Origin of the sequence: Ensifer sp. SSB1 (assembly GCF_016652895.1) — a bacterium.
Lineage (GTDB): Bacteria > Pseudomonadota > Alphaproteobacteria > Rhizobiales > Rhizobiaceae > Ensifer.
Map to the genome: position 1 here is coordinate 1 of NZ_JAEPRP010000349.1, position 2,208 is coordinate 2,208.

Genomic DNA, 2,208 nt, shown 5'->3' on the forward strand with positions numbered 1-2,208 from the left:
CCAAGGAAACGCCGCCAAATGGAGGTGTTTTGCCCCTTGCGTTCTTTCATTGGAGGAAGACATGCCATTCAAGACCATTCTCAGCATACTTGGCGAGCATGGGATCGAAAACGACATGCAAGTCGCAATGAAACTCTGCGGCGAAGTGAGAGCTCATTTGAGCGCTCTTCTCGTTGCCATGTCCCGCGTGCCGACGGGGCGCTACGAGACACTCTCGCCGAGTTGGCTGGAGGCGCGCGATCACAACCTGCAGAAGCTGACAGAACGCGTTTCCATGCTCCGCGAACGTCTTACTGGGGCCGAGTTGTCGTTTGATGTCGATAGCCTGTATGCTGAGGTTGCTGGCCCCGGGTACGACATCGGTGAACGAGCTCTCTATGCGGACCTGGTTTTGGCTGGACCCGGCGTCTTTGGGAGTGAGGAGTTGAAATCGCAGGTCGTCAGCGGCGGGCTTTTTCAAGCAGGGCGTCCCATCCTGTTCGTACCTCCAGACGTTAATGCGACCCTGAGGCCAAAGATGATCCTCCTTGCGTGGGATTCGCGGCCGAGTGCAGCTCACGCTTCAAGGCACGCTCTTGAAATGATGAAGATGGCGCAGTCGGTTCACGTCACGATGGTCGACCCGGTTGCCGCGGCAAGAGCAAGTGGTGACGAGCCGGGAGCTGATGTCGCAACTTATCTTGCGCGCCATGGCATCAACGTCACGGTCGCCACCTTGTCGAGCTCGAGCCGTTCTGTGACGGAAACCCTGCTAAGGCATGCATTGGACATCAATGCAGACATGATGGTCATGGGCGCCTACGGCCATTCAAAATTGCTGGAGCTAATTCTTGGCGGCGTGACAAAATCCATGCTCAAAGAAGCGAACTTGCCAATTTTGATGGCCCATTGATCTTCACCCCAGGTTGAGAAGCCCCATTGAGGCGGCGGTGGATGTCGCCGCCCCACCTAGCAACCCGCGGTGCGCCGAGGATGCAAAGGCCGTGGGCTGCGACGCGATTACCGCAAGTGTAGACCGCGGCTGCCGGGCCGAAAGTGGGCATCGGCATTGCGGAGCATCAGCAATTCACCAATCGTTTCGTAGTTCATGAGGCCGACGACGCGGTGGCTGCGGTCGACTACCGTTGCAGCTGGGGCGTTCGCATCCTGCATCAGCCGCAAGATTACCTCGATGTGGGACCGCTCGTCGACGATGGGGATATCGCGCCGCATAGCAGCTACGACAGGCATCTTGTGGCTGTCTTCGGCCATGGCTATCGGTTGCGACCCATGTACTCCATTTCACCTGTCAGATACGGGAAAAAGGTCAAGCATCTTCCTGCATTGCCCGCCGCATACGTCTAATGACCACGCCACGTGCCTTGTCATCCGCAGCTTTCGCCAACTCGTCCTGAAGATCGAGAACAAGTGATTGGAAATCGTTGTTCCAATCCGTCCGTCCCGCACGAAGTGGATCGATGCGCGGAGGCGGCACATGCTCGAAAATCGAGACCGGACCCGTCGGTTCCAAGCGGAACGCGGCATCCAGACTTGGACGAACCACCTTGTCTTCGGGAAGGAACTCCAGCAGCCTTTGCCGTAATCCCTCCAGGCCATCATCTTCGCCGTGTACCAAAAAAACGCCGGCACTTATCGGGCAGCGCGTCCGCACCCACTGGGCAAGCTGCCGACCATCGGCATGCCCGCTATAAATGTCTAGCTTCCGTATGCGGGCGCGCACGCGCATGTCCTCGCCCTGAATGCGAACCATGGATGCGCCCTCTTCGAGGAGTCGTCCCAAAGTGCCTGCGGCCTGGTAACCAACAAGCAGAACTGTTCCCTCATCCCTCCAAAGCCAGTTCTTCAGTCGGTGCCTGATGCGGCCCGCCTCGCACATCCCGCTTGCCGCGATGACGATATGGAATCCCCTCATGAAGTCGATAGCTTTGGATTGCTCCGGGGTCTCCGTAAAGCGCACGTTCTTGGCACGTAAGGCCCTGGACAGCATGTCACCATTTTCGAGCTCGGCGGCATGGCGACGAAAGATCTCGCTGGCCCTCGTCGCGAGAGGAGAGTCTATGACGATGGGACAGTTGGCGATCGTGCCGGCCTCCATGAGGTAGACCAGATCGGTGAGCAGCTCCTGGGTACGTTCCACGGCAAAAGACGGTATGTGTTGGTTTCCGCGCAGAACTGAGCCGGTTAGGCACATAATTTCCATTGAGAATT

General features: G+C 57.8%; 3 protein-coding genes. 1 reads left to right on the plus strand and 2 read right to left on the minus strand.

The genetic code is table 11. The features are described from left to right. Window positions 1–892 (plus strand): universal stress protein (locus I8N66_RS37160; protein WP_291165543.1); only part of this gene is annotated, 892 nt, incomplete at its 5' end. Between the two features lie 107 nt (window positions 893–999). Here the strand turns inward: I8N66_RS37160 and I8N66_RS37165 are convergent. Further along, window positions 1,000–1,251 carry a hypothetical protein gene (locus I8N66_RS37165; protein ID WP_291165545.1) on the minus strand — a complete coding sequence of 84 codons (252 nt, stop codon included), beginning with the start codon at window positions 1,249–1,251 and terminating at the stop codon, window positions 1,000–1,002. Window positions 1,252–1,306: 55 nt separating this feature from the next. Then, window positions 1,307–2,208, minus strand: a 902-nt coding sequence (locus I8N66_RS37170; protein ID WP_291165547.1) for an MBL fold metallo-hydrolase, incomplete at its 5' end; no start/stop codon positions are given.